Here is a 26,771-nt window from a genome sequence, read left to right on the forward strand (position 1 = left end):
ATCCATAATCATAAACTAACCATAAATTATCTCATTTGATACAACTTCCTCAGCCACACCCCTAGCAATATTAAAATACCCAACCCTATCCATAAACCCACAATCCTCTGGGATAGGATTCCTCTTAATATACTGCTCCTCAATCAACATAGCCATTTCATTAGCTTCATCATTAACCCTATGACAATGCTCCATCAACTCACCGCTCACAAGCAGTTCTCTATACATAATAGCCTTATGCTCTTTAAGATACCTAAGTCTCATCCACCCATATTTCCCTAGCGGTCTCTCATCATCCTTCACATCATTAGAAATCTGAATCTTAGGATATAATATCCCATCAACCTCTTCATATTCCAATTCTACAGGCTTAAACTTGCTCATCTGAAAGCACCTCCATCATTATCCTAGCACCAATTTTAAAGCCTTCAATAAAGGTTTCAAGATCATAATAGGAGTCTCTTTCATTGCGTGTCGTTAGTAACTCATCATAAAGTTTAAACTCAATTTCATCTAGTCTACTTATAAAGTCATCTTCTAGCTTACCCATTCTTTCATCAACTTGTTTAAGCTCTTTACTTCTTGGTAGAACATCTTCATTTTTATAGATTTCATCATAATACAACTTCTCTAATATACGCTTCATTCAAATTCACCTTTCTTATTTTTATTTAAAAGGCAATCCAAACAAAAACATCCTTATATCCACTCACGCCCTACCTTAGTTCAGTACTGATTGGACATATCTACTCAGTACCTATTTTGATAGCAATACGCACCGTAATTTCTCTATTAAAGTTCTTATTTCTGAAATTTGCTATGTCAGTACTAAAGGTACAATAATCGCAGAAGTGTGTAAATTCCTTGATTATTAAGAGTCTTGACGATAGAGTACTGTCACCGTCTCAACATGGGTAGTATGGGAAAACATATCTACCGGCTGTATCTCTAAGGTCTTATATCCCAGTTCATCTAATATCCCTAAATCCCTAGCCAATGTACTTGGTTTACATGATACATATACTACTCTTTTAGGCTTCATCATAGCTATAGTTTCTAATACTACTCTATCACAGCCCTTTCTTGGTGGATCAACGACTACTACATCGGCCCTGAGTCCTTCTTTGTATAGCTTTGGTATTACTTCCTCGGCTTTCCCAACAAAAAACTCAGTATTATTAAGTTTATTGAGGCTTGCATTTCTTTTAGCATCATTTATGGCGGCTTCAATAACTTCTATACCATATACTTTCTTTGCTTTTTGAGCTAAAGACAGGGATATGGTACCTATTCCACAATATATATCAAATACAGTTTCATTTCCTGTAAGGTTAGCGTATTCCAATGTTTTATCATATAATACCTTTGTTTGGAAGGGGTTTACTTGAAAAAAGGATAGCGGTGAGATTTCAAATTTAAGATCCCCTATATAATCTAAAATCTTATCCTGACCATATAGTGTATGGCATTGTCGTCCCAATATTACATTGGTTTTCTTTGTATTTATATTCTGAACTATACTTTTTATTTGAGGAATATTTTTTATTAATTCATTTATTATTTCATCTTTAAATGGCATTTGATTGCCATTTGTGACGATAACCACCATCAAATCTCCCGTTCCATAGGATACCCTTGTCAGTATATGTCTCATCAATCCTTTGCCCGATTTACTATCATATATAGATAGCTTCTTATCATCAATAAATTTCTTGAAAACATTTAATATTTCATTATTTACTTCATGTTGTATTGGACATCCTTCAATATCCACAATTTCATGGGTTCCTTTCTTATAAAAACCTATAATAGCTCTTCCATTTTCCCTACCAATAGGAAACTGAGCTTTATTTCTATAGTTATAGGGCTTATCCATACCAAGAACATCATGAATTAGAACATCTTCAAGCTTTCCTATTCTTTCTATACTAGATGTAACCTTATTCTTTTTGATTTCAAGCTGTTGAGCATAATCTATATGCTGTGTTTGGCATCCTCCACACTCCTTAGCTACGGGACAAACCGGCTTAATCCTATACTGAGAAGGCTTAATTATCTCGATAATTCTCCCTAATGCATATTTTTTCTTCACTTTAGTAATTTCAACTAAAACTTTGTCATATGGTATTCCACCTTCTATAAAAATGGTAAAACCATCTACTTTCCCTATTCCTTCTCCACCTTCACCAAGGTCTTGTATTATAAGCTTATATCTACTTTTCTCTTCTACAGGTATATTAGTCATACTGTTCCTCCTAATATAGATAAACAACACTAGTATTTGAAATTTATTGAACCTTAAAGCTGTTTATCCTTGGATATTTCAAAAATATTTTATGTAATAATTGTTTAAAATTAGAAAAATTTCATAAAATGCTTTATACTATATATATAAAGCTTGTATAAGGAGTGTTCTAATATGCTTAAAACTTTTTTTAATCTCTTTTTAATTGTTATTATCTGTTTTTCAGCCTCCATTATGCCCCTAAATACTTCCTTATTTAATCTACCTAACAACTTATTTAAAAGTATAACCTTAAGCAAACCATCCAATGAAGTAGAGACTTTAAGCAGCAGTTATGAAACAAATATTGCTAAGACTTCTCTACATGATCCAACTAATATAGAGTTTATCATGATTGGTCAGCTAGATAAAGGGGCTTTTGTTCTAGGCGATAACCATGATATGATTCTAGAAGTTTTTAGCAATAATAATTTAGTAAAAAAATACATCAATACTGAATTTGTAACTGGTTTAGGTAGTCTAGATAATGATGGCCTTAAAATTAAATACTCATTTGACATTTCTCAGGAAAATTTAGGACTAGATAGCGGCTCCTATAGCTTTAGAATATATTCCACTGGAGAAATGTTTTCTGATGTAGACCCCTACGAAATATTTGTTACTTATCTAAGTAATTCTAAATACGTCTCATCAAAAAATGTAGTAGAAGAAGGTAATATGTATTTAACTTTATATTACCCAGATAAAAATTATGACTATCTAGTTCCCGTTTCCCGAAAAATACCTTATACCAATAAAACTATTAGGACAAGCATCGATAATCTACTTTTAGGTCCAGACCCTTCACTGGGTCTATGCAGTGATGCCCCTATACCCCATGTCCCTAGAATACGAGTTAAAAATAAAACAGCATATCTCTATCTTCCCAAGGATATTGGGAAATTTGATAAAGACTCACCCCTTAGTAAATTTGCATTAAACTCCTTTGTCAATACTTTGACGGGAATAGATGGAGTGGATGCTGTAAAATTCCTAAAAGGTAGCAGAGAAACAAATACATTTTTTAATGGAACCAACACTAAGGAAGCATTTAAAAAAATAGACTCCCCAAGAATATTTTTGGGTCTTGAAACGGATACTGATAAATTTTTACTAACCCCCATTAAACTGGAGGAAAAAAATATGGATATAGATAACCTAGTCCCTATAGTCTTTAATTCCTTAAAAACTTGTACTGTAAATGCTACTCATCATAATAAATTATTAGGTACTATCCCTGAGAATGTAGAGCTTTTAAATTATAAATACAATAACGAAGAGTTAACTTTAAATTTTAATAGTAATTTTCTACTTGCCTATAGCAAAAGAATGGATATCCAAAGTATGATGGTAGATAGCATAATATATTCCTTTACTAGTATACCTGAAATCAGTAAAGTATCTATCCTAGTAGATGGTGACATTGTTGATTCTATTAATGGCATAGACATCTCCCATCCTTTAGTGGCTCCTCAATTTATAAATGTTGAAAATTAGAACAATATAGATTTCAGTCAAAAAATAAACTGGTCATCTTACTTATCCCTTTGATTATTTTTAAATATGCCTTAAGCAAAAAAATTTGGCGCCCTTGGGCGCCATTAATATATTAGAATCAGTTACACATCGTAAATCGTAAACAATAACCAACTATGAAGTATATAATACTTTAGTTGATTATGTACAGAATACGAATTAAGATTACTCTTCTTTAAATTATAATACATATTTATATTCTTTATACATTAATTTTTAAATTTTTTACATAAATTTAATTTTATTTTGTGCATTGCTCTAAAATATCCCATACTTCTTTATTAACTTTTTTTATTTTTACTGGTTTCAGATCTTTATTTACAAAACCATGGATTGTTTTCCCACTGGCTAGAAGAACATCGTCTTCTTTTCTTATAACTTCATAACTAAAGGTAATTCTAATACCCTTTAAAGTATCAATTTTAGTTCTAATGATAATTTCATCATAATATTTTGCTGGTTTTATATACCTACATGAACTCTCAGTTACAGGTAGTATTATACCTTCTTCCTCAAGTCTTCTATATGTATACCCTAGAGAACTGAAAAACTCAGATCTTCCTACCTCAAACCATGTATAGTAGTTGCCATGATAAACTATACCCATTTGATCTGTTTCTCCATATCGAACTCTAATCAAAGCATCATTTGTATACATATAATTCCTCCTTCAGATATCTGCTAAAGCACCCTTGCTTTCCCACTATATACTAAACCTCTTATTGAATCAACAGTTATTATTTGATCATCTTCTAAAAGTCTTGTTGCAGTTTCAGCCCCAACTATAACTGGTTTTCCTAAACTCAACCCAGCTATGGCAGCATGAGAAGAAAGTCCGGCTTCCTCTACAATGATAGCTGACGCCTTCTCCATATATTTTATCATATCTTTATCCGTAGCAATAGTAACTAAAATATCCCCTTCTTCAAACTTGGATTCAAGTTCTGAAGAAGTCATTACATTACAAACTTTACCTGCCGCCGCACTTTTTCCTACTCCCATTCCCTTGATCAATATCTCTCCAACGATATGCACCTTAATTAGATTAGTTGCTCCTGCTACTCCAACAGGTACTCCAGCTGTTATAACCACAAGATCTCCATTTTCTATATATCCATATTCCTTAGCCTTGCTAATAGATAGATCAAATATCTCATCAGTTGAATCTACATCCTTAATTAAAACAGGCTGAACACCCCATACAAGTATCATTCTTCTTAATATTTCTGGTGAAGTAGTGGCTGCAATGATTGGTGCCTTAGGTCTAAACTTAGAAACCATTCTGGCAGTAAAGCCTGAAGAAGTAGCACTTATGATTGCTGACGCTCCTAAATCATGGGCTGTTGTACATGTTGCATGGCTAACCGCATAAGTTACACTAGTCTCTTTATGGGCAGCTCTTTTTTGTAATATTCCTTCATAGTCTAATGACTGCTCAGTTCGCTCTGCAATATTTGCCATGGTTTTAACTGACTCTATAGGATATTTCCCAGCTGCTGTTTCTCCAGAAAGCATGATGGCATCTGTTCCATCGAAAATTGCATTTGCCACATCGGTTACTTCTGCTCTAGTTGGCCTCGGGTTTCTCATCATTGAATCAAGCATTTGAGTTGCAGTAATAACGGGTTTACCTGCCTTATTACATTTAGATATCATCTCTTTTTGTGCCAATGGTACCATTTCAGTCGGGATCTCAACCCCTAGGTCTCCTCTAGCTACCATAATTCCATCGGATACCTCGATAATCTCGTCAATATTATCAAGGCCCTCCTGATTCTCAATTTTTGATATTATTTGTATTTGATGAGCATTATTTCTTTCTAAAATCCTTCTTATCTCATGAACATCCTCTGCCTTACGTATAAACGAAGCAGCTATAAAATCAATTCCATTATTTATTCCGAACTCTATATCACTTATATCCTTTTCAGTTATTGCGGGAAGATTTATCTTTACCCCCGGTACATTTACACCTTTCTTATTCTTAACTATCCCACCATTTTTTATTTTACATTTAATATCCTTATCATCAAGTACATCTATTACCTCAAGCTCTATCAATCCATCATCAATTAGAATCCTATCTCCAGCTTTTACATCCTTTGGTAATTTGTCATATGTAATACTACATTTTGTTTCATCTCCCGATATCTCTTCAGTAGTTAATATAAATTCTTGTCCTTCGATTAATTCAACTATACCCTTTTCAAAATTCCCTGTTCTTATTTCTGGCCCCTTAGTATCAAGTAAAATAGCTACAGGAATATTTAACTCGCCTCTAACCTCTTTAATCATATCAATTCTTTCAAGATGCTCTTCATGATTTCCATGGGAAAAGTTTAGCCTTGCCACATTAAGTCCATTCTCTACCAATGTCCCAAATATTTCTTTTGATTCACTAGCTGGGCCTATTGTACAAACAATCTTCGTTTTTCTCATATCTTCACCCCTCGTATTATTATTTACTTTTTATATTGATAATATTTTAGTAAGCTCATACATCTCTTTATCAATTTCTTTATCCTTTTCAAGTGCTTCATTTATATCTAAATCAATAATTTTATTTTCCTTTATTCCAATGGCTCTACCCTTCTTACCTTCTAAGAGAAGCTCGATACTTTTTGAGCCAAACCTACTTGCAAGCACCCTGTCGCGGGCGGTAGGTGTCCCTCCTCTTTGCAGGTGTCCCATGATAGTTACGCGAGTTTCTATATCTGTTCTTTTATTTATTTCCTCAGCTATTTCATAGGGCTTACCAATCCCTTCAGCAACCATAATAATACTGTGAAGTTTACCACGGTTCCTACCACTAATAAGCTTCTTACAAATTGCGTCCATATTAAAATCAATTTCTGGTATCATTATACTTTCTGCTCCACCTGCAAGTCCAGCATATAAGGCAATATCTCCACAATGCCTTCCCATTACTTCAACTATATTGGCTCTTCCATGGGATGATGATGTGTCTCTTAAGTTTCCAATAGCATTTACAACGGTATTAACGGCAGTATCAAATCCAATGGTGTAATCTGTGTATCCTAAATCATTATCTATAGTTCCAGGTATTCCTATAGTGGGAAAACCACTTTCACTCAAATCCTTTGCTCCTCTAAAGGAACCATCCCCTCCAATTATAACTAAACCATCGATACCAAATATTCTTAGAACATCTAGGGCTTTTTGAAATCCTCTTTCTGTCATAAATTCCTTACTTCGGGCAGACCTAAGTATTGTCCCACCTCGATGTATTATATCCCCTACAGAGGAAAGGTTCATATCTTCAATGTCTCCCTCTAAAAGCCCCTGATATCCCCTTTTAATACCTACAATCTTTAAGTCCTTAAAAATAGCTGTTCTTATAATAGACCTAATCGCGGCATTCATACCTGGGGCATCTCCTCCACTTGTTAAAACACCTACTTTTCTCACAAAATCACTCCTTATATGCAATTCATATAGGGTTATGAAGAAAGCAAATACTAGATATCAAGATGTCTAAATTAGTTTTATATTACTAAAAAACATACAATCCAATATCATAAATAATTTTTATAACCCTTAATATATTTAAGGGAAGTAATATTACTTCCCTATAAATTTTCTATCTGCAAACATCAAAGTTGTATCTAAATAAAGGCCATTAAGTCTTAGCTATCTCAAAATATATTTTTAAATTAATACTCATCACTTAAAACATTATGTGCTTCATCTGCTTCAGCCTCTGGTACTAATAATTCAAACATACCATCTTCTTTTTTACCAATTGTTCTTATTTTCACTAAAAATCCCTCTAAACTTAGTTTATCTTTTATTCTTTCAGCATCCTTTTCTTGGTGCGTTACATATATTACAGTCCACATACGGGTCTTCCCTTCCAAAACCTAATTTTGTTTTAATTTTAAATCATTTTGAGTAAAATTTCAATAGAACAAAGTATGTAATTATTTTTACAAAGCCTATACATGATGATATTTATTGGCCTATAGCAAGCTATATTCATAAAAGTGCCTATAGTTTAAATTTTCTATAATTATTTTTGTCTATTAAGTAGTATTCTTCTATTTTCTTCATATAATTAATATAACACTATTTTTGATATACAAATAAATAAGGAAATTGCATAATTGTAACTTGGCTGGGTTGCATAATACATTGAGTACGGCTTTTGAGATTTCAAAACTATATATAGTAGACAATTTTCACAGAAGGTAATTATGCAATTTGCTCAAACAATAATTTATATTGAATTAATTTAAGGAGGCCTATTTTTGAAAAATATTGTCGTAAAAATGATGCTGGATAGAGGCGTAAACATTGAAGATATAGCAAATTTAGTTTATTTTCTTCAATCAAAATATTGTAAATTAACTATTGAAGAATGTATAAGCTGTGTAGATAGAGTTTTAGAAAAACGAGAGGTTCAACATGCAATATTAACCGGTATTGCCCTAGATATTTTAGCAGAACAGGATAAATTAGAAGAACCTCTACTGAGCATACTAAAAAAAGATGAATCATTATACGGCATTGATGAAATATTAGCCCTTAGTATAACCAATATATATGGATCAATTGGACTAACAAACTTTGGCTATTTAGATAAAGAAAAAATAGGAATACTAAAGGAGCTTAACATTAAGGGCCCTAGGGTTCATACTTTTTTAGACGATCTAGTTGCAGGAATTGCAGCAGCCGCTTCAGCAAGAATTGCACATTCTAAAGCCGACAGTTAACACTATATAATATTGAATCTAGCAAATTTTTATAGAGTCCTTACCTAAAATATCCTTTAATTCTTTTATAATGCTTTCATCAACCTTAATCCATAAATCTTTATCAGCCAATAACTTTCTTTTTTCCGATTCTATATATATATATACAGGTGTATTCCCCCTTTTTTTCTTTAAAATTTCTTTGATTTTGTTCATCATTGTCATATCTCTATCCCTCAATTTTAAATACAACTTCTTTTCTTTCTTAGACATTGATCTAAGAGTATTTGTTGTAATCATATTAACATTTTCTTCAGTTAAAGGAAGAATATTTTCAGCTATTATTTTAGGTTCTTCGTCTTCCTTTAAATTTATTTTCCCAACCACTGTTATTATACTGTCTTCAAACAAATATGAACTACATCTATCGTAAACTCCTGGAAAAACTATAACTTCAATGGTTCCAAACAAATCCTCCAGAGTCAAAAAAGCCATAAGATTATTATTTTTAGTTGTCTTGTTCAATTTTTTCATTATTATGCCAGGAATAACAATTCTATGGCCATCTCGCAACCCCTGTTTTGTCTCATCTTCACTAAGTTCCTTTAGATCATTAGAATTCACGCTTGAAACTTTATTTATTAGGTGTTCATATTCTGAGAGGGGATGTCCACTTAAATAAATTCCCAACATTTCCTTTTCAAAATTTAATAAATACTTATGAGAAAATTCTTTAACATCGGGTAAAATATCGTTCTTAACGGCATTAGGTAAGGTATCTTGATATGAATTGAATAGGGATACCTGCCCTTCTATATTTCTTCTTCTATCCTGCTGTACCCCCTCAATCACTCTTTCATAAACAGCAAGTAGTCCAGCTCTAGTTACCCTAAGACCATCAAAGGCCCCAGCCTTTATCATACTTTCTACAGCTCTTTTATTTAATTCCCTTGTTTCTATCCTTTCACAAAAGTCAACAAAACTACTATACTTTGTATTTTTTCTTGCCTTTACTATTGATTTAATAATACCAATTCCAACATTTTTTATAGCTAATAGTCCAAATCTAATTTTATCATTTGAAACTGTAAATTTAGCAAAGCTCTCATTTATACTAGGCTGTAAGATACCTATATTCATTCTCTTACAATCACCTATGTATTGTGCAATCTTTGAAGAATTCCCCATTACGCTTGTCATAAGTGCTGCCATAAATTCAACTGGATAATGACACTTTAAATATGCCGTCTGATAAGCCAAAACCGCATAGCTTGCAGCATGGCTTTTATTAAATGCATATTTTGCAAAATCAATCATATCATCAAAGATAATATTTGCTTTTTTCTCACTAACACCATTTCTTATACATCCGGCTATTTCAACATTACCGTCCACATCTAATTTACCGTTTATAAAGTACTCTCTTTCTTTCTCCATTACATCCATTTTCTTTTTTCCCATTGCCCTTCTCACAAGGTCACTTCGTCCATAACTATAACCGCCTAATTCCCTAACTACTTGCATAACTTGTTCTTGATACACTAGACAGCCATAGGTAACCTTTAATATGGGCTCTAATTTTGGATGAATATAAGTCACTTTATGGGGATTTTTTTTATTTTCTATATATTTAGGAATTGAATCCATTGGCCCTGGTCTAAAAAGAGAGATTCCTGCGATAATATCTTCAAGACACTCCGGGGCCAATTCCTTCATAAATTGCCTCATACCGGAGCTTTCTAACTGAAAGATTCCTAGGGTTTCACCACTGCTTATTAATTTATAGGTCTCTGGATCATCATAGGGAATCTCTTCAAAATCAATATCAATATTTTTATTATACTTTATAAGTTTAATGGCATCCTTTATTACCGTTAAATTTCTCAATCCAAGGAAATCCATCTTTAAAAGACCTAATTCCTCCAATAATGTCATATTGTATTGAGTAGTTATATTATTGTCATGTAGATACAGGGGAACATATTCATTAACAGCTTTTTTGGATATTACTACTCCCGCAGCATGGGTTGAAGCATGGCGAGGTAACCCTTCTACTGCCATTGCAACATCTATTAAGTATTTCGCATTATCATCATTAACATATATCTCCTTGAGCTTGGGATTAAGCTCCATGGCCTTCTCTATAGTCATTCCCCCAGGCTGATGGGGTATCGCCTTAGCTATTTTATCTACATCACCATAGGACATATTTATTACTCTTCCAACATCCCTTATGGCTCCTCTAGCTGCCATTGTACCGAAGGTAATTATTTGAGCAACCTTTTCCTTGCCATACTTATCTATAACATAATCAATTACTTCTTGACGTCTTTCATCCTCAAAATCAATATCTATATCTGGCATAGTTATTCTTTCAGGATTTAGAAATCTTTCAAATATCAAATTGTATTTAATAGGATCAATATCCGTTATATTAAGTGTATATGCAACAATACTTCCACCACAGCTTCCTCTACCAGGCCCTACTACAATTCCATTGTCCTTTGCATACTTTATGAAATCCCATACAATTAGAAAATAGTCCACATAGCCCATATCTTCTATTGTCTTAAGTTCATATTCCAATCTTTTCTTGATTTCATCAGTTATAATACTATATCGTCTTTTAAGTCCCTGACCACAAAGCTTCCTTAAGTATTCACTGGGATCATACTCCCGGGGCACATCAAATCCTGGTAAATGCATTTGATTAAAGTCAAATGTAACATTACACATCTGTGCTATCCTTAAGGTGTTTTCTATAGCTTCCTCAGCATATGAAAATAAGTTGGTCATCTCCTCAGGAGACTTCAAATAAAATTCGCTACTAGGAAACTTCATTCTATCTTCATCATCTAGGGTCTTTCCCGTTTGAATGCACAATAGTATATCATGGGCACTATGATCTTCTTTATTTAAATAATGTACATCATTAGTAGCTACTATAGGTATTCCCGTTTCTTTACTAAGCTTTATAACCCCTTCATTAACTGCCCTTTGCTCCTCTATCCTATGATCCTGCATTTCCAAATAGAAATTATCTTGTCCAAAAATGTTATTTAACTTTAATGCCAATTCTTTAGCACCCTTATAATTACCTTCTAAAATTTTTCTATTTATATCTCCCGCGAGACAGGCACTAAGACAAATTATATCATCACTATATTCTTCTAATATCTCAAAATCTATTCTAGGTTTATAGTAAAACCCTTCGGTATAGCCCTTTGATACTATCTTAATCAAATTATTATATCCATTATTATTTTTAGCAAGTAAAACTAGGTGACCCATATGCTTATCCCTTACAGGGTCTTTTTGGAAACGAGTTCTCGGTGCTGTATAAACTTCACAGCCTATTATAGGTTTTATACCGTGTTTCTTAGCTTGTTTATAAAAATCTATTACACCAAACATAGCTCCATGGTCAGTAATGGCAACAGAATCCATTCCTAGTTCTTTGACCCTGCTAAATAATTTTGATATTCTTGTATATCCATCTAATAAACTGTATTCAGTATGAAGATGAAGATGCGCAAATCCATTTGTCATATGCCTTCATCCTTTCTAACACTATATAAAACACTTACTCTTATTAGTATTGTTATATGCTTTAATTATACTATGTATATAGGGTTTTCATAGTATAACTTAACTTATGCATGGACAAATATGCGATGGTTCTGGGCATTTTGGACTTGTATAAGTTAAAGTCTATACTAAAATCCCTATATTGTAAATAATCTAATAATTTTAATACAAATTGAACTTGCATTTAAACCCAAAGTTCCAAAGGTCATTCCGTTATTTTGATTAAGTAGGATTTTGCTATTCCACATATTTTGCAATAAAATAACTGCCCTAACTAGGCAGCTATCACTGATTTTTATATAGGATTTTAATTCAATAAATGAATATCTAAAATCAGAACAAATAAATTAGGAAATTTCATGATTATCATCAAATTTAGTATAATTCAAATTGCCATCAAATTTTGGAAATACATTTTGAATCCTTATATCTGGGTTTCTATTTGTATCCACTTCAAAATACTCCTTAACCCTTTTACCATTTTCATCTAAAAGTATTCTAACAATGGGTTTTGAAGAATCCATTCTATTTAAATCTACAACTAAACCTACTTCATTAGTATTTAGCTTTACTAAACTACCAACAGGATAGATTCCCATGCAATTTAAAAAAACCTTAACTATTTCATTGTCAAACTGGGTATGTACCATTTTACATATGTACTCCAAAGCTTTGTGAGATTCTATTTTTTTCTTATATGATCGATCGGATGTTAGGGCATCGTAAACATCGCATATGGCAACAATCCTTGAATAGGTACTAATTCGATTTACCTTCTTACCCAAGGGATAGCCATTTCCATCAACTCTCTCATGATGGCTTAATGCTACCTCAGCCGCTACTTCACTTATTTTGTTGCTTTGCTTTAAAAGCTCATATCCATATATAGTATGCTTCTTAATTATTTCATATTCTTGGGCACTTAATTTCCCAGGCTTATTTAAAATTTCCTTTGGAATTAACATTTTCCCAATATCATGTAATATTGCTCCTACACCTAAATCCATTAATCCATCGTAATCAATTTCCATATTAATACCGATAATCAAAGATAATACACAAACATTTACAGAATGTTCTAGGGTGTAATCGTCAAGTTTTCTCAATTTCCCTAAGCTAATTATTATCTCTTCATTGTTAATTAATTCATCAATTAAATTTCTTACAATAACTAAAGCTTTATCAGCTAACTTTCCATCAAAGTAAAGTTTTTCCATAGCCTCATATACAAATCTCTTTGCTTCCACTCTAGTTTCAATTAAATAAGGATCTTTATAATTTTTCCTGTTATCTAAGGCATATATATCAGGAGATTTTTCTCTTATATATACTTGTGAGATGTTGAGCGCTTTAATTTTAACTATATAGGATTGTTTTAAAACAATTCCATCTCCTAAAAGTACATTACCAAAGGAATCACATAAATTTTCCCCTAATAACATACCTTCCCTTAATTCTTTTACATTAGTTTTTACTAAGTTATAGCTCATTATGAACTCCTCCAATAGATGAGAGTCGTTATTAAATAAAATAAGTAACTTTATCTATTTTCGACATTTATTACCTAATACCTTTAAACATATAAATTTTTTTATAGGGATTGAGTCCTAAATTCAAGAAAATTATCTACAATAAAAAAAAGCTACGATAATGTAGCCCTTATAATTGTATTAACTTATTATTTATTAGATTTGATAATTCTTCTATGGCTTCTTCTTCATCTATGCCATTGACAATGATTGTAATTTTAGAATTTTGTGAGATTCCTAAAGCCATTATTCCCATAATGCTTTTGGCATTTACTCTTTCATCTTCTTTTTCAACTAAGATATCCGAGGCAAATTTGTTTGTTGTCTGAACAAATAAAGCTGCAGCCCTAGCATGCAAACCCATTTGATTCTTTATTTCAAAATCTCTTTTAATCATTATTGACTTCTCCCTTCATTTTCAATTGTTCTGCTATCCTTTCGATTTTCCTTAATCTATGATTTACTCCTGATTTACCTACCGGAGGTGTTAGCATCTGTCCCAGTTCCTTTAAACTTGCATTTTTATATTTTAGTCGTAGCTCCGCTATCTCTCTTAAATTGTTTGGCAATATTTTAAATCCAGTTGTGTTCTCAATATATTGGATATTATTTATCTGTCTTATTGATGCTTCAACAATCTTACTCAAATTAGCTGTCTCACAATTTACTATCCTATTGACATTGTTTCTCATTTGTTTAATTATACGAATGTTCTCTAAATGCAGTAAAGCATTATGAGCCCCAATAATATTCAGTAAATCAACGATCTGATCTCCTTCTTTTAAGTACACAATATAATTATTCTTTCTTAGGATAACCTTTGCATTTAATCCATAGCTATTAATTAATTTGGATAGTTCCTCACTAAACTCTTCATTATGGGTTACAAACTCAAGGTGATAGGTCTTTTCCGGATCACTAACAGAGCCTCCACCTAAAAAAGCTCCTCTTAAATAGGCCCTTCTACAGCATTCTTTTTGCAATAAATTTTGGGGTAATTTATAATTTATACCAAAGCTATTATTATCAAAACTAATTATTTCTAGTTCTTGCAATACTTCAGTTGCATCAGTAATTAAAATTACATAGCTATTTCCCTTTTTCAAAACCTTGTTCTTTTTTACTAAGACTTCCGTTTGGGCTCCAAAATTATTCTTGAAAAGCTTAAAAATCAATCGAGCAATAGCAGGGTTTTCAGTTGTAACACTTATATTCACTTTATTTAGTCCTGCTAATTGTATAGTTCCACTCATTCTAAGTAAGGATGATGCTTCGGCAAACTGACAACATTTATTCTCAAACATTTTTCTTACAAGTTCATTTTTTGTTTTAGATGAAAACGACATAAAATCACCAACTTTGCTAATTACAGCCCTATATATAATAATATGTTTAAATAGATGAGGAAATTACATAATAAATTAAAGTTTTGACCAGGAGCTTTATATGTAAGTTTCTCAGATAATTATATTATATATAATGCATTTCAAAATCAATATTATAAAGGGTCTTCATAGTATAACTTAGCTTATACATCGACAAATATGCGATGTTTCTGGGCATTTTGGACGTGTATAAGTTAAGATTTTGACTAAAATTCCCATATATAGATATTCCAGTCAAAAATTTATTTGGAACCCTCTATATTTAATAGTTTGCTAAAATTCAAATAATATTATGATAGCAGTATGAAAACTATTCTATTATATTTTGATTTATTTTTTATATTATATCACAATTTTTTAAATAATCATTAAGAATTTGTCAAACTCAACAAATTGCATAATTACTACTTAAACCAACTAAAATTTGTATGTTTAGCTTAAATATATCACTTAGTTGTTTTGAGAATAAAGTAATACGAATAAGTAAATACTATTTTTGAAACATTAAAGTTATTTAGGGATATAGGGATTTTAATATAGACTTTAAGCTATACTATAAAAACCCTATATTAATAATTAAAATATATTCCACTAATACTGGAGGTATAACTATGAACAGTCCTCAAATGGAGGTTAAATGTTCTGTTACAAATTGTAAATATAATAAACAAAACCATTGCTATGCAAAGAATCTAGAAGTAAACGCCATGGGTGATGGTTATGCTAAAACCAGTGATGGTACTGCATGTACAACCTTCGTATCAAAATCAGACAATAATGAAACCTTTTAATTTTAAAAGACCTCATTTACAATGAGGTCTTTTATTTTTTATTTCCTTTATAGCTTTTTCAATGATATTTCTTTCGTCATTATATTTTGCCATATCCTTGACTCTATCTATATGAATAAATCTAGCATCTACAAAGCCCTCTTCTTTTTGAGGATTACATGACATATTTCTTGCTTTCATTAGATACCAATGAACAGTTTTATTTATTATTTCGTTATCTTTCCAGCTATTTTTAAAGGAATATTGAATCTTTCCAACATATTTTATAGCATCAGCCTTAACTCCACTTTCTTCAAAAACTTCCCTTATAGAAGTATCCTTTGTATTTTCATTTTCTTCTATTTTACCCTTTGGTAATACCCAGTCACCATTATATTTTTTCAGAAGCAAAATAGCATTACCAAAATATACAACTCCACCTGCACTTATTTCTTCTCTCAATTGTTCCACTCCTTATGCTAAGGCAGATTTAAAAAATAAACTAGTAATCTTACTCGTCCTTTTGATTCTTTTTACCGTGACCGATGACCTAGAAAATAATCAAAATAACTTCATAACCTGACTTGTTTATCTTTTTCCTATGCCTAAAAAACTTCTATAAGCCCAAATCTGTATTTCTTATAACATTGTTAATACTTATATTATAATATATTAGAAAATACTATCATTCGGAACAATTTATTAATAGTATACCATAATAAAGTTAACATAGTATGGTAATAATTTCAATAATATTATTACAGATTATATATTTGATGGTATGGCTTTGAGGATTTTAAAACTATATGTAGTAGATGTTTCTTATATAAAGTAATTATGCAATTTGCTCACATAAAAATTAAGGTGACAAAATTTCTGCCACCCCATTCTAATCTATTTCTTATTATTTGTCATTTTTTAATTTTATGGTTTCTTACCTTTTTCATTATTGAATTCAATTCAAAAAATCTCATTTTATCATCACTATATCCTTTATTAATAGCCATTTCTAATATAGCTTCAGATAATTTGAAGGCATCGTGTCTAAGATACCTCTTTTTCACCTCTATAAAATTATCCTGAACTAACTTTATTCCCCGCCTTTTGAATAACTCTTTATCTCTATCATGTATTTGAACGGGCCTTGCACCCTCATACTTATATTTTATAAAGATATCCTCGGGTATTTTTTTATTATTTACATAAACATAGTCAATTATATCTTCATTGGTATGCTTATATATAGCTTTAACATGATCACCAACTGAATAATCATCGGTTTCTCCAGGTTGAGTCATTACGTTTGACACATATACCTTCATTGCCGATGATTTAGTTATCATCTTCGTCATATCTTCAACCAAAAGATTTGGTAAAATACTTGTATATAAGCTTCCAGGCCCAAGTATTATGACATCTGCATCAATTATAGCTTCTTTAGCTTCTAATAGGGGTTTGACTTTCTTAGGTTTGAGGAACACACTATCAACAGGACTTTCTAACTCCTTACTCTTTATAGGAATCTGGGACTCTCCCTTTATTATCTTGCCATTTGTTAATTTTGCATATAAAGTAACATCTTCGCTTGTTACAGGAATTACTTTTCCTACAACGGCAAAAATATCATTTATTCTTTTTATAGCATCTTCAAAGTTATCTGATATTCCCACCATTGCTGCTATTAAAAGATTTCCAAAGTTTTGACCTTTATATGTCCCTTCTTTAAATCTATATTGTAGAAGCTTTTCCATAATGGGCTCAGTATCAGCTAAAGCTAAAATACAGTTTCTTATATCGCCAGGAGGCAGCATTCCCAAGTCTTCCCTAAGCTTTCCTGACCCTCCACCATCATCAGCAACTGTAACAATTGCCGTGATATTAGATGTAAACCTTTTTAGTCCCCTCAATAAAACGGATAACCCCGTTCCTCCACCTATAACCACTACTTTTAATCCTCGATTTAAAATACCTTTATCATATAAATAATTAATGTTCTTTGAGGTATTAAAAGCTCCGTTAGAGGCCAGCATCTTAGTTAAACTTTTCACCCCACAATAAATAGCTATTAGAAAAATAATAACCCCTAGTATAATAAATGCCAGCATATATTCCGCTTCTATAGTTGGTTCATCTATATTATTAAGTAAATTATAAATACCTATATTGATGAGTATTAGCCCTATCAGCCCCAACACTATCCATCTTTTTATTTTAATACCAGGTTTAAGCCAGAAAAAAATTTTCATTGCCCCCTTATACTTTTTATTTTAAGTTAAAGTCTATACTAAAATCCCTATAGTAAATTTATTTTTGACTATCCCCTTGGTGTATCTCTATGACTTACTTTTACTCTTTGACCCTTTTCCTTTAAATAATTATATAGAATATTAGCTACCGTTACAGACCTATGCTTTCCTCCTGTACAGCCGATAGCTATGACAAGCTGAAATTTACCTTCCCTTTCATAGTAGGGTATTAGAAAATCTATAAGATCATTGAGTCTTTTAACAAACTCTATACTCTCAGGCCATTTCATAACATAATCCCTCACACTTTTATCATTACCAGTAAATTCTCTGAGTTCAGGTATATAATGTGGATTAGGTAGGAATCTTACATCGAATACTAAATCAGCATCTAAGGGAATGCCCTTTTTAAATCCAAAGGATAGAATTGAAATGATAATATTATTAGCAGTCCCCTCAATATATACTTTTTTTATTTCTTCTTTCAACTGCCCAGGAGTCATATTGGAAGTATCGATTATTTTATTGGCTTTATGCTTTAAATCTTCTAGTTTTTCTCTTTCTGCATTTATTCCATCAATAATTCTTCCTTCAGTACTCAAGGGATGAACTCTTCTTGTCTCTTTAAATCTTTTTATTAGACTCTCATCCGATGCATCAAGGAATAATATCTCATACTTGTATCCACTATTTTCAAGCTCATCAAGACTTTTAAAAAGATCGTTAAAGAATGTACGTCCCCTAATATCTATTACTAAAGCTATTTTCTGAATCTCACCTCTATTGATAAAACATAATTCTGCAAATTTGGGTATTAATACAGGAGGTAAGTTATCCACACAATAAAATCCTAAATCCTCCATACATCTCATGGCCTGGCTTTTCCCCGCACCTGATAAACCAGTTATTATAACAAATTTCATAAACCCACCTCATCCTCTGTAAAGTTGAAAGTTACAAGCTTTTGGCTCTAGCTTTGAAGTTCCTAGAAAACCTAAAGTTACGTCCACATGTTATTAACAAGTTATTCTTCTGCATTTATTATTCTATCTACACTTAAACCCGCTTGTATGGCACGATTTATACCTTTCTCAACGTTGCCTATATCTTCTGGAGTATGGGCATCACTACTAATTACAAATTTTGCTCCTTCCTTCATTGCAACCTTGATATACTCTACGGTTAGATGTCCATGACTGCTATTAATCTCTAAAGCTGTATCATTTTGGACTGCCGATATAGCCACTTCCTTTGTATCAATTGATGCCTTTGCTCCTGGATGGGTCAAAATATCTATATCATATTTACTTAAAGCTTCTATCACAGCTTTCGTATTAATAACCCTGGATTTTCTTTCAATAGACGGTAATAATGGACTTAGAACATTATAGATTTGAACCTTTGCACCCTCTATAAGCTTATCGGGTATACTTCCGAAATGAAAGCCTGCCAATAAAATATCTAATTCCTTCATTATTTCTTCATCTACATCGATTTTTCCATCTGTCCCAATTATATTTGCTTCTAATCCAAATTTCACTTTGATATCAGTGTTTACTCTATTGATATCATCGATCTCTTTTCTAATTTTTTTTATATTTTTCCTTTTCACTCCATAACCTATATGCTTTGGCCCATGATCGGTAATGCCCAACTCTCTAAGACCTTTTTTCTTTGCAGCTTCTACATTTTCAATGATAGTTCCCTTAGCATCCCCACTATATATAGAATGGGTATGATAATCAGCAAATATTTTCATTTTATCACCACTATTCTTCTCCAATTATTTTTACTTCTGTTTCCAACTCAATATCGAATTTATCCTTCACTACTTTTTGTACAAGTTTTATAAGATTATATACATCCTCATAGGTAGCATTGCCTAAATTAACTACAAAGCCACAATGCATATCAGATACTTGTGCATTTCCTACTCTCACTCCCTTTAAGCCTGAATCCTCAATTAACTTCCCGGCATATTGCCCAACAGGTCTCTTAAAGGTGCTTCCTGCACTAGGTAGATGTAAAGGTTGTTTAGATGTCCGCCTTTTAGTTAAATCATGGGTTATACCTTTTATTTTTTCATAGTCCCCTTTATTTAATTCCATATCTACTTCCAGCACTATATAATTCTTTTCTTGAATAATACTTTTTCTATATCCTAATTTTAATTGTTCTTTATTTAGATAAATTATTTTACCCTCATTATCTAAAACAGATGCTCCTATAACCACATCCTTCATTTCTCCTCCATAGGCTCCAGCATTCATTGCAACAGCACCGCCTAAGGTTCCGGGTATACCACTGGCAAATTCAAATCCTTCAAGGCTCTCCTCCATAATTAACTTAGATAGTCGGGAAAGCAATACCCCGGACTTTGCCTTTATCTTTGTACCCCTTACTACTACATCATTAAAATTATCTGCTATCTTTATTACAACTCCTCTAATCCCTTTATGTCTCACCAATATATTACTACCATTACCTATTATATAATAGGTAATATTATTATCTTTGCAGTACTTTAGTATAGATGTTATTTCCTCTATTGTTCTAGGCAATATCATTATATCGGCAGGTCCACCGATTTTAAATGAGGTATGCTTTTTCATTATTTCATTTACTAATATATTTTTAGGATTAATAATATTAAAAATATCTTCATATTTTTTATTTATATCCATAAATCCATCTCCCAACACAAATGATTATAATTATTATTTAAAGTCAAGATAAGTATACCTTTTTGAATCTATAAACACAAGGAGAAATAGCTATTGGCTATTTGCTAATGTCTGATCAATCTTTTCCTTTGCAGATTTTATTGCTTCCTCCGATGTTTTTTTCCCTAATATAGCCATCCTAATTTGACTTTGCAATGCATCATCTATTAATCCCCAATTGGAATGCACACCTATCACTTCAGATTTTTCCAGATTTTTTTCTATATGAGACATAAGCTTATCATTTTTATACATATTGTTTAAATCCTTTTTAACAGGAAAAGCCCCTTGCTTATATATTTCTTTTTGACCTTCATCATTTGCCAAGTATTCTATGAACTTTATACACATTTTAAGCTTTTTTTCATCCTCCTGTTTAAAAATTCCATAGGCAGTAATGGTATTCCCTGATGATATAGGTTTTCCAACCTTCCCGGTAGGATAATTTGCAACCCCGAAATTAAAGCCCTTTCCTCTATTATTTAATACTCTTAAAACATTTATTAAGGATGTTTTACCTGGGTAAACCGCCACCTTCTTATCTATGGCAAAGCTCTTCCATGCTTCTACAGAACTATTTGAGCCGAAGTTTTTGGGAGTAACACCATGAACTAATTTTAAATCTGTTAATTTCTTTAATCCGGATATTGCTTTTTCATCATGGAACTCATATTTACCGTTTTTAGTGTTTATTATTTTTCCTCCATCGCTTAGGAGAATTCCAAATGTACTATATGAATTAGGTTTTATATATGAATTAAACCCAAAAACATCAGCATCCCCATCCCCGTTTTTATCACAGGTCAATTTTTTTAATACTTCAACAAACTCGTCATAGGTCCAATTTCCATCCTTGGGGGGTTTAACCCCCGCCTCATTAAATAAATCCATATTCAAAAAAAGACAGTGGTCTTCCATCATATAGGGAAGACCCCATATTTTATTGTCATATGTTACAGCGGAAATTACATTAGTTTTATATTTATCTATTTCATCGTTGTCTATGTGCCTATCCAATGGCTCCAAAACACCCCTACATATGATTTCATAATTTGCACCAACAGGTGCTATATCAGGGCAGGCATTGGCTTTAATTGCTGTTTCCAGCTCTATATGCCCAAATTCAGAGTTCAATGGCTTAAAATCTATAATAACCCCTGGATTATTTCTTTCGAAAGCTTTTATTTTTCCCATAATCCATGAATACTTATATCCTGTTTCTACATCTAGCCTAGGATAATCTCTAACTGTTATAATGCCCTTCCATTCAATATTCTTCTTGAAGACCTTATCAAATAATTCATCGATTTGAGGTTTCATTAAAAAATGAGGGGCAAAAAGAATAAACACTATTAATGCTAGACAAAGAAAAAGGGTAAAAGGTCTGTACTTTATACGCTTCATATGTACACCTCCTACCCTATATTTATTAATATATCTCTTGGTCTATTCCTTAATTTTGTCTACCTATTAGTTTAATTCCATTACCATATAATCATGGTCAAGTAAATCGATATACAATAATTTATTTCTTAATAAATCTCCTTTATTAAGCAAAACCTTTAAAGCCTCTGAAACTTGTATAGAAGCAATTAGTGCCGGTGTGAAGGATGGATTGCCTAATTCATTCTCTAATCCTTTCCCTCCCCTTGTTGGATATATTTTATCTAATGTGTTATCTCCAGGAAATATCGTTGATACTTGTCCATACCATCCTGCAATAGCACCATGAATGAAGGGAATATTTAAATTGGAAGCTGTGTTTTGTAATAAAAATCTAGTTTCTATTTTATCAACTGCATCCACAATCAAATCATGACCTGCTAATATGGCTTCATCATTTTCTTTAGTAATCTTTTCAGTAATAGCTGTTATTTTAACTAACGGATTCACAAGCTCCATTCTTCTTTTTGCAGTTAAAGCCTTTGCCTTCCCCAATGTTTTGATATCACAAAATATCTGTCTATTTAAATTAGTTGCATCAAAGGTATCCCCATCTATGGCGGTAATATTTCCAATTCCTAATCTACCAAGCATTTCTATTATATATCCACCCAGTCCACCACAGCCAACAACACAAACTTTAAATTCTCCAAGTCTTTCATTTTCTTCCTTGCTAAGCATTTTCATATTTCTAATGTATCTTTTCATAGAAAATCCTTCTCAACAACCTTTATTTCATCTCCAACCTTTATCTTCCCACCCCTTAATACCTTTGTGAAAATCCCTTCCTTTGGCATGATACATTGTCCAATCTGCTGAAAAATAGCACAACCAGCATGACATTCCTTTCCAATTTGAGTCACTTCCTGGGAGGTCTCTCCAATTTCCAGTTTAGTTCCAACAGGCAGCTCATAAAGATTAATTCCCTCTGTAGTAATATTTTCTGCAAATTTACCACTACATAGTCCCTTTATCCCTATTTCCTTCATTTTATCTATACTCTCTACCCCTAGAAGACTAACCTGCCTATGCCACTTACCCCCATGGGCATCTCCTTCTAATCCAAAATCCTCTATAAAGTTCCCCTGTGGAATGTTTTCTTTAGGTACTCCTTTTTTGTGACTGATACTTATTGCAACTACCTTTGGCATTCAAAATTCCCCCTGTCTCATATATCCACCGGATTTACCACCAGTTTTCCTAACAAGCCTTATATCCTTAATAACCATATCCTTATCCACTGCTTTACACATATCATAGATGGTTAAAGCTGCAATAGCTACACCATTTAAGGCTTCCATTTCAACACCAGTTTTACCAATTGTCTTAACCTTTGCCTCAATATGTACAGCATTATTTTCTTCATCAATTTCAAATTTTATATCCCCACCTGTAATAAATATATTGTGGCACATAGGTATTATATCACTGGTCTTTTTTGCTCCCATTATTCCTGCTATCTGAGCCACCGATAGCACATCTCCCTTTTTCATTTCTCCCTGGGTTATCATCTTTAATGTCTTGCTATTCATCTCTATTGATCCCCTAGCAACAGCAACCCTTTTTGTATCCTCTTTATGCCCCACTTCAACCATCTTAGCTTTACCATTTTCATTAAAATGCGTAAATTCCATATTACCCTCCTATTTGATACATGTTTCTAATGACGGGTTGATATTCATAATCATTTATCATATGTTCCTTAGGCTTGGACTCTATAGCTAATTTTAAAATATCCTTTAGCTCGATATTTTCCTTCAATAGAGTTCTTATATTAATCTCATCATTTGAATGTAAACAAGGCTTTATTTTTCCATCAGAAGTAATCCTAATCCTATTACAGCTTGAGCAAAAATGATTACTTATGGGGTTAATAAGTCCAACCCGTCCTTTTCCATTAGGTAATCTATAATACCTAGCCGGACTGGATTTGTCTTCCTTCAATATGGGCATCAACTCAGGAAACCTATCCAATATTATTGTATTGGGTATAAAGTGACTCCTAGACCATGTACTAGCTTCACCTAAAGGCATCAATTCAATAAATCTTACATCAATTTCTTCATCTAAAGTTAGTTTTATAAAATCCTTAATTTCATCATCATTAAAGCCTCCTATCAAAACAGTGTTTAGCTTTATAGGAGTTAAGCCTACTTTCTTTGCTGCTGCTATTCCCCCTAATACATCCCCAATATTTCCACCCCTAGTTATCTCCTTATATTTATTTTTATCAAGACTATCTATACTTATATTCACTCTGCTAAGTCCTGCATTTTTAAGCTCTTTTGCATACTTTTTAAGGAGTATTCCATTTGTAGTTATGGCTAAATCCTTAATTCCATCCATTCCCGATATTCTCTCTATAAGCTTTATAATTCCTCTTCTTACTAAGGGCTCTCCTCCGGTAATTCTTACCTTATCAATCCCTATCTTGACTCCTTGATTTACTATAGCTTCCAGCTCTTCGATTCTCAAAATATCATCATGGGATTTTTTGCAAAGCCCCCTTTGTGGCATACAATACTTGCACCTCAAATTACATAGGTCTGTAACAGAAATTCGTAGATAGTTTATTTTTCTCCCTATATTGTCAAGCACATAGGCACCTCCTTCTTGAGGTAGATCAATCAATTATCCTTCCTGCCTCTTCTATTTTGTACCCTCCAAGGGCTTCTAGCTTCTGTACAAATTCCTTTGCTTTTAATACTTCGATAAACCTTTTAGTTTTTTGATCCTTCAAAAACTCTGAGGGAATGGCAAAATCATATTCTTCCTCTCCTATTGGTATAAAATCAAGCCCCATAGCCCGTGCCGAAGATAGTATACCAAGTCCTACATCCGCAGTTCCCGATAATACTGCTGAAGCAACGGTCATGTGGGTAGTCATCTCCCTACCATATCCCCTTATTTTACTACTATCAATATTTAATTCCTTGAGTTTATAATCCAAGAGTATCCTTGTCCCGGAACCTTTTTGTCTGTTTACAAAAACTATATCTTCCCTTATTAGATCTTCAATGCAGTTAATATCCTTTGGATTATTCTTTTTAACCATAAGTCCTTGTATTCTTTTTACTCCTTTTATAAGACACACTTTTCTACCCTTTAAATACTTTTTTATATACTCCCTATTATATGTGCCAGTTACTTCGTCTAGGAGATGTATAGGAGAAATATGGGCTTCTCCTCTTTTAATTGCCATAATACCTCCTAAACTCCCTACATGGGCTGAAGATAAATTAACATCCGGATATCTTTCATGTATCATATTTGCTATGATATCCATTATCAAGTCATGACTTCCTATGGAAACTATGGTATTGTTTATACTTTCCAAATCCTTTAGAAGCTCTATTTCAATAATTTCTCCGGCCTCGATACCCTCAACATTTTTAGGAATTTTAGCTATTCCATCGGCTTTAACTAGGGACATCATGATTCCAGCCCCTCTATTTAAAGGTGTGGCTATTAGATTACCAGATACATTACCTAGCTTCATCCTAACATATTCTAAATGCTTTAAGGATGACATGATTCTTTTAGATAATATCCCTTCCGCCCTTTGCTTCCTAACTTCTTTAATAGTTTGATATTCATAGACCAAGGGTTTAACAAAGGCCTCAAAAACTATGTATGCTGAGACGGGATAACCTGGTATTCCTACTATAGGTTTTCCTTCAATACATCCAAGTATTGCAGGTTTCCCTGGCTTTATGGCTACACCATGTACTATTAACTTTCCAATATCATTAATTATCATAGAAGTATAATCTTCACTCCCAGCCGATGACCCAGCATTAACTATTACCATATCATTTTCCTTAATTGCCTCTAATATCTTAGACTTAATCAAGTCATATTCATCTGAAACAGGCTTATATCTCTGTGGTATCCCCCCATAGTTCTTTATCATGGCTTCAAACATTCTTGAGTTTGAATCAATTATTTTACCTGGAGCTATTTCCTCTTCTGGATCAATGATTTCGGTACCAGTTGGTATTATTCCTATTCTAGGTCTTTTGATTACTTGGATTTCTAGAATCCCCCCACAAAGCATTGCTCCCATATCAACAGGTCTTATTTTGTGATAGGCAGGTACAATCATTTCACTGGCAACTATGTCTTCCCCTGTGGGTCTTACGTGCTGCCAAGGAGAAGCAGCCTTTATTATTTCTATGGTTTCTTCATCTATAGGTATAACATCCTCGATCATAATTACTGCATCATAGGGATGTTCTATAATATCCCCTGTATCAATATATATAAAGTCTTCATTTTTTTTAAGTGTCTTTGGACTTCTTTCATGGGCCCCGTGGGTATTTTTAGAAACTACAGCTATTCCATCCATTGCCGATGCATTGAAATAAGGAGATGATATCTTAGCAAATACTGGCCTAGCAGTAATCCTATCTAAAACATCATAAACCCTTACTATTTCTGTTTTTCTATTATTAATAGACTCTTTTATTTCATGAAAAAATAGTTCCTTTGCTTCATCAAGCTCAACATTTGAAAGATATATATTTCTCTCAAACTTCTTCATTTAAACAGCTCC

General features: G+C 32.5%; 25 protein-coding genes. 3 read left to right on the forward strand and 22 right to left on the reverse strand.

The genetic code is table 11. The features are described 5' to 3' along the window. Positions 1-15 precede the first annotated feature (15 nt). The 3 genes from N4A68_09690 to rlmD all read right to left on the reverse strand — a co-directional run bounded on the left by N4A68_09690 (position 16) and on the right by rlmD (position 2,245). The gene (locus N4A68_09690) at positions 16-384 is read right to left on the reverse strand and encodes a TnpV protein (protein ID MCT4564561.1); all 369 of its coding nucleotides are present in this window, start codon (positions 382-384) and stop codon (positions 16-18) included. Next, positions 371-646: a hypothetical protein gene (locus tag N4A68_09695; protein ID MCT4564562.1), complete on the reverse strand. Its 276-nt coding sequence runs from the start codon at positions 644-646 to the stop codon at positions 371-373. Before N4A68_09695 ends, N4A68_09690 begins: the two co-directional genes overlap by 14 nt. Before the next feature lie 225 nt (positions 647-871). Further along, positions 872-2,245 (reverse strand): 23S rRNA (uracil(1939)-C(5))-methyltransferase RlmD, encoded by a 1,374-nt coding sequence (rlmD, locus tag N4A68_09700; GenBank protein ID MCT4564563.1) that lies wholly within the window; start codon positions 2,243-2,245, stop codon positions 872-874. Between the two features lie 174 nt (positions 2,246-2,419). Here rlmD and N4A68_09705 point away from each other — a divergent pair, with 174 nt between their 5' ends. Next, complete coding sequence (locus N4A68_09705) at positions 2,420-3,781, forward strand: GerMN domain-containing protein (GenBank protein MCT4564564.1); 1,362 nt, start codon at positions 2,420-2,422, stop codon at positions 3,779-3,781. Positions 3,782-4,061: 280 nt separating this feature from the next. On the opposite strand, the gene N4A68_09710 is transcribed toward N4A68_09705, so the two are convergent. The 4 genes from N4A68_09710 to N4A68_09725 all read right to left on the reverse strand — a co-directional run bounded on the left by N4A68_09710 (position 4,062) and on the right by N4A68_09725 (position 7,680). Further along, positions 4,062-4,478, reverse strand: coding sequence for an acyl-CoA thioesterase (locus N4A68_09710; GenBank protein MCT4564565.1), 417 nt, complete (start codon positions 4,476-4,478; stop codon positions 4,062-4,064). 23 nt (positions 4,479-4,501) lie between these two features. Next, positions 4,502-6,259, reverse strand: a complete 1,758-nt coding sequence (pyk, locus tag N4A68_09715) for a pyruvate kinase (GenBank protein MCT4564566.1) — start codon at positions 6,257-6,259, stop codon at positions 4,502-4,504. 30 nt (positions 6,260-6,289) lie between these two features. Continuing rightward, positions 6,290-7,249 carry a 6-phosphofructokinase gene (pfkA, locus tag N4A68_09720; protein MCT4564567.1) on the reverse strand — a complete coding sequence of 320 codons (960 nt, stop codon included), beginning with the start codon at positions 7,247-7,249 and terminating at the stop codon, positions 6,290-6,292. A gap of 245 nt (positions 7,250-7,494) precedes the next feature. Next, entirely contained in the window at positions 7,495-7,680 is a 186-nt protein-coding gene (locus tag N4A68_09725) for a hypothetical protein (protein MCT4564568.1), read from the reverse strand. A gap of 408 nt (positions 7,681-8,088) precedes the next feature. On the opposite strand from N4A68_09725, the gene N4A68_09730 reads away from it, so the two are divergent. Beyond that, positions 8,089-8,553, forward strand: coding sequence for a phosphatidylglycerophosphatase A (locus N4A68_09730; GenBank protein ID MCT4564569.1), 465 nt, complete (start codon positions 8,089-8,091; stop codon positions 8,551-8,553). An 18-nt stretch (positions 8,554-8,571) separates the two neighbouring features. Here N4A68_09730 and N4A68_09735 read toward each other — a convergent pair whose 3' ends face one another. The 4 genes from N4A68_09735 to whiA all read right to left on the reverse strand — a co-directional run bounded on the left by N4A68_09735 (position 8,572) and on the right by whiA (position 14,995). Beyond that, positions 8,572-12,081 carry a DNA polymerase III subunit alpha gene (locus N4A68_09735; GenBank protein MCT4564570.1) on the reverse strand — a complete coding sequence of 1,170 codons (3,510 nt, stop codon included), beginning with the start codon at positions 12,079-12,081 and terminating at the stop codon, positions 8,572-8,574. 386 nt (positions 12,082-12,467) lie between these two features. Beyond that, positions 12,468-13,610 carry an HD-GYP domain-containing protein gene (locus N4A68_09740; GenBank protein MCT4564571.1) on the reverse strand — a complete coding sequence of 381 codons (1,143 nt, stop codon included), beginning with the start codon at positions 13,608-13,610 and terminating at the stop codon, positions 12,468-12,470. A gap of 169 nt (positions 13,611-13,779) precedes the next feature. After that, on the reverse strand, positions 13,780-14,046 hold the full coding sequence (locus N4A68_09745; GenBank protein MCT4564572.1) for an HPr family phosphocarrier protein: 267 nt from the start codon (positions 14,044-14,046) through the stop codon (positions 13,780-13,782). Next, complete coding sequence (gene whiA, locus N4A68_09750; GenBank protein MCT4564573.1) at positions 14,039-14,995, reverse strand: DNA-binding protein WhiA; 957 nt, start codon at positions 14,993-14,995, stop codon at positions 14,039-14,041. Before whiA ends, N4A68_09745 begins: the two co-directional genes overlap by 8 nt. A 650-nt stretch (positions 14,996-15,645) precedes the next feature. Between whiA and N4A68_09755 the strand changes: the two genes are divergently transcribed. Further along, entirely contained in the window at positions 15,646-15,825 is a 180-nt protein-coding gene (locus N4A68_09755) for a DUF1540 domain-containing protein (protein MCT4564574.1), read from the forward strand. A 12-nt stretch (positions 15,826-15,837) separates the two neighbouring features. On the opposite strand, the gene N4A68_09760 is transcribed toward N4A68_09755, so the two are convergent. The 11 genes from N4A68_09760 to N4A68_09810 form a co-directional block, all read right to left on the reverse strand. After that, positions 15,838-16,266 carry an NUDIX hydrolase gene (locus N4A68_09760; protein MCT4564575.1) on the reverse strand — a complete coding sequence of 143 codons (429 nt, stop codon included), beginning with the start codon at positions 16,264-16,266 and terminating at the stop codon, positions 15,838-15,840. Positions 16,267-16,715: 449 nt separating this feature from the next. Further along, on the reverse strand, positions 16,716-18,050 hold the full coding sequence (locus N4A68_09765; GenBank protein ID MCT4564576.1) for a YvcK family protein: 1,335 nt from the start codon (positions 18,048-18,050) through the stop codon (positions 16,716-16,718). A gap of 68 nt (positions 18,051-18,118) precedes the next feature. Further along, positions 18,119-18,973, reverse strand: a complete 855-nt coding sequence (rapZ, locus tag N4A68_09770; GenBank protein ID MCT4564577.1) for an RNase adapter RapZ — start codon at positions 18,971-18,973, stop codon at positions 18,119-18,121. A 101-nt stretch (positions 18,974-19,074) separates the two neighbouring features. Then, positions 19,075-19,833 (reverse strand): PHP domain-containing protein, encoded by a 759-nt coding sequence (locus N4A68_09775; GenBank protein MCT4564578.1) that lies wholly within the window; start codon positions 19,831-19,833, stop codon positions 19,075-19,077. Beyond that, positions 19,820-20,734 (reverse strand): UDP-N-acetylmuramate dehydrogenase, encoded by a 915-nt coding sequence (murB, locus tag N4A68_09780; GenBank protein ID MCT4564579.1) that lies wholly within the window; start codon positions 20,732-20,734, stop codon positions 19,820-19,822. The genes N4A68_09775 and murB overlap by 14 nt, the downstream gene beginning before the upstream one ends. 90 nt (positions 20,735-20,824) lie before the next feature. Further along, the gene (locus tag N4A68_09785) at positions 20,825-22,177 is read right to left on the reverse strand and encodes an extracellular solute-binding protein (GenBank protein MCT4564580.1); all 1,353 of its coding nucleotides are present in this window, start codon (positions 22,175-22,177) and stop codon (positions 20,825-20,827) included. Positions 22,178-22,243: 66 nt separating this feature from the next. Beyond that, a complete protein-coding gene (locus N4A68_09790; protein ID MCT4564581.1) occupies positions 22,244-22,924 on the reverse strand; it encodes a HesA/MoeB/ThiF family protein in 681 nt (226 codons plus the stop codon). Further along, positions 22,921-23,367, reverse strand: coding sequence for an MOSC domain-containing protein (locus N4A68_09795; protein MCT4564582.1), 447 nt, complete (start codon positions 23,365-23,367; stop codon positions 22,921-22,923). The genes N4A68_09790 and N4A68_09795 overlap by 4 nt, the downstream gene beginning before the upstream one ends. Continuing rightward, positions 23,368-23,850, reverse strand: coding sequence for a cyclic pyranopterin monophosphate synthase MoaC (gene moaC, locus N4A68_09800; protein ID MCT4564583.1), 483 nt, complete (start codon positions 23,848-23,850; stop codon positions 23,368-23,370). It abuts the gene before it with no gap. Between the two features lies 1 nt (position 23,851). Next, the gene (gene moaA / locus N4A68_09805; GenBank protein ID MCT4564584.1) at positions 23,852-24,814 is read right to left on the reverse strand and encodes a GTP 3',8-cyclase MoaA; all 963 of its coding nucleotides are present in this window, start codon (positions 24,812-24,814) and stop codon (positions 23,852-23,854) included. A 25-nt stretch (positions 24,815-24,839) separates the two neighbouring features. Next, the gene (locus tag N4A68_09810) at positions 24,840-26,759 is read right to left on the reverse strand and encodes a molybdopterin biosynthesis protein (GenBank protein MCT4564585.1); all 1,920 of its coding nucleotides are present in this window, start codon (positions 26,757-26,759) and stop codon (positions 24,840-24,842) included. Positions 26,760-26,771: the final 12 nt, after the last annotated feature.

Source organism: Maledivibacter sp. (assembly GCA_025210375.1).
GTDB lineage: Bacteria > Bacillota > Clostridia > Peptostreptococcales > Caminicellaceae > JAOASB01.